This window comes from Myxococcus sp. AB025B (genome assembly GCF_006518215.1).
In the GTDB taxonomy this organism is placed as follows: Bacteria; Myxococcota; Myxococcia; order Myxococcales; family Myxococcaceae; genus Myxococcus; species Myxococcus fulvus.
In genome coordinates this window covers 1-3,149 of record NZ_SRLW01000535.1, presented here as the reverse complement: position 1 = coordinate 3,149, position 3,149 = coordinate 1, and the positions used below count along the sequence as shown (strand labels likewise).

Here is a 3,149-nt window from a genome sequence, read left to right as displayed (position 1 = left end):
CCACGGGGGGCAGGGCGGTGTACGCGTCGCGGGGGATGGAGGTGACCAGGTGCACCTGCTGGCGCGCGCGGGTGACGAGCACGTTGAGGCGCCGTCCACCGCCCGCGCTGCCGAGCGGCCCGAAGCGGCGGTAGAAGCGGCCCTGTCGGTCCGGGCCGTAGGTGGTGCTGATGATGAGGTGGTCGCGCTCGTCGCCCTGGACGTTCTCCAGGTTCTTCACGAAGAGGCCCTCGAAGGAGCCGGCACCCCGGCGGGTGCGCGCGGTGGCGAGTCGGGCGGAGAAGGTGGCGTCCTCGGCGGCGAGCTCGTCGAGCACATCGGTGATGGCGTCGCGCTGCGAGAGGTTGAAGCAGGCGATGCCGATGGACGGGGGCTCGGGCCGGGCGAGCAGCTCCTTCACGAGCTGGCCCACGGCGCGGGCCTCGACCTGGTTCACGCGCTTCTCATAGGTGCCGCCGACGGAGAGCAGGCGCAGGGCCGCGTGCGGCGCGCGGTGCGAGGGGTGGGCGGGGATGGCCTGGAGGCGCTTGTCGTAGAAGTGCTCGTTGCTGAAGGCGATGAGGTCCGCGTCGCGCGAGCGGTAGTGCACGTCGAGGTAGCACTGGTCGATGTCCAGGTTGAGGGCGGCGGAGAGCAGGTCCTCCACCTCGGACTGCTGCTCCTCGAAGAGGCCCTGTTCCGTCTCGGCCTCGGCGTCCTGCTGGCTCTGGACCACGGCGGACTCGAAGAAGCGCGTGGGTGGGAGCTGCTTCGGGTCTCCGGCGATGACGACGCGCCGGGCGCGCGTGAGCACGGGCAGGGCCTCCTCCAGTCGGCACTGCGAGGACTCGTCGAAGATGACGACGTCGAAGATGGGACGGCGCGGGAAGATTTGCGCCACCGTCTGGGGACTGGCCATCCACACGGGGCGGGCGTCGAAGAGCGGGTCTCCGCCGTCGATGTCCAGGCCGGTGGCGATGACCTGCCGCACGCGCATGGCGCGCTCTCCGCGCAGCATGAGGCGTCGGCGCAGCTCCGCGCCCTGGCTGTTGAGTCGACCGCCGTTGGCGGCGAGCAATCGCTCACGCTGGCGCTGCGTCCACCGGTGGAGGATGGCGTCGCGCACCAGGCCGCGCTTCTTCTCCTCGAGCACGCGGTAGCGCGCCTGGGTGGCCTGGGTGCGCTCGGCGTCGACGTGCTGGAGGGTGGAGTCCTCGCGCAGTCGCGAGGTCACCTCGGCCGCGAGCGTGGCCTTGAGCACCGCCGTCCAGCCCGTCTGGGCGTCCGCGCCCAGGCGCGCGAGCGACTCGACCGAGGTCGCCAACGCCGGGGGCATGCCCGACAGGAGTGAGCGCAGACGCAGCATTCCCTCCACCGTGGACAGTCGCGACTGGAGCGCGGTGGTGACGGGGGCGAGCAGGGTGCCGGCGCGCAGTTCGTGCACGCGGAGGGCGAGCCATTTGGAGGCGCACAGCCCTGTCTCGGCGAGCCGCTTCTCCAGCTTCGCCACGGCCGCGCCCCGGGCGGCGGAGCGTCGCAGCCCCGTCAGCAGCGCGGCGCGGGTCGCGGCGTCCGTCGTCAGCGCCCGTCGCACGGCGTCCCGGCACGAGGCGAGGTGCGGCGTCGAGTCCAGCGCACCGAGGACCTCGAAGAGCGCGGCGTGGGCGCGCAAATCTCGGGCGAGGGTCTCATCGGGCAGGCTCGCGGAGGTGGGGACGAGGGTGGCGCGGTGGAACTCGCCCAGGAGCGCGCGAGCGCGGGCGCCGGTAAGGAAGTGACGGACGCGCTCGGCGGTGGCCGCGCCCAGGGTGAGGCCGAACTGCTGGAGCACTTTTCGCGCGCCGGCCTTCCGGGCGAAGCAGAAGAACGCGTACCACTTGCGGGCGATGCCCAGGTACGCACCCAGCGTGGCGAGCGCGGTGGACAGCGCGCCCAGGGCCTGGGGCTGCTCGCGATGAATCAGCGCGAGCTCGGTGTCGAGCGGGCCCTCGGAGAGCACCTGGACTTGAGGAGAGAGGCTTTCGAGCTGGGCCTTCGCGGTCCGCACCGTGTCCGGTGAGGCCGTTGCCCAGCGCGCGAGGGACGCCGGGTTCGTGGTCTCCAGCACGGGGGCGAGCTGTTCGGCGAAGTGGGCGCGCGCGAGCCCCTCGGCTTCCGGCTCCGCGCCGAAGGCCGGGATGTCCAGAGAGGCGAGCGCGTCCGCGTCACGGGCCGCCTCGACGGTGGCGCCGAGTCGCTCGCGCCAGGTGGTGAGGGGCGTGGCGAGGTAGGTGGCCAGGTCGACACCCAGGGCTTCGCGCCAGGGGTTGTCCGGGTAGCCCTCCTTGAGGGCGCGCTCGAACACCTCGCGGGCCTCCCGCTCGCGAGCGGTGACGTCGGCGAGGCGCGCGGAGGCGAGTGACGCGGTGGCGGGCGTGAGCGCCTCGGGGGAATCGAGGGCGAGCCACTGGCCCACCAGCTCGTGGAAGGACGGGGCGGAGCCGTCCTCGGGTCGTGACGAGAGGGCGTGCTCGGCGGTGGTGAGCTCGTCGTGGAGCGTCTGGAGTTCCGTGTCCACGCGGGACAGCTCGCGAGGAACCGCGGCGTCGGTGCGGGTCTCCGCCAGCGTGTCGAGCTGCTCGCGGATGCCCATGTAGAGGTCGCGCTGGTCTCGCTGGGCGTCGTGCACGACGGCGCACAGGTTGCCGAGGCCCAGGTGGTCCAGGCGGTGCTTCACCACGTCGAGCGCGGTGCGCTTGTCGCAGACGAACAGCACCCGCTCACCCCGGGCGAGGTGGTCTCCGATGGCGTTGGCGATGGTCTGGGATTTTCCCGTGCCCGGAGGGCCGTGGATGACGAGCCCCCGGCGACTGCGCGCCAGGCGCACGGCGCGGGCCTGGCAGGGGTCGGCGATGGTGACGAGCCGCTCGTCCTCGGCGCGCTTGAGTCCCTCCAGGTTGCGCTCTCCGCCGCCTGGGTGGGCGGGCTGGTCGAGTGACACGTCCACGCGCAGGAAGCTCTCGATGGGGCCGGAGACGGGCTCGCCGTCCACGAGGGCGCGCATGTCGTCCACGAGGCTCTGGTTGGAGAGCGGGTACAGGCCGAGCACGGCGCTGGGGAGGATGGCGGCCTGCGTGGCGGCGTCCTCGTCCGGGCGGGGCACGGCGGACAGGGGCGTCTGGGCCGTGAAG

General features: G+C 72.8%; 1 protein-coding gene. It reads right to left on the bottom strand.

What is annotated here, in order from left to right; all coding sequences use genetic code 11:
* On the bottom strand, positions 1-3,149 hold a 3,149-nt coding region (locus FL311_RS42165), incomplete at both ends, for an ATP-binding protein (protein WP_141333248.1).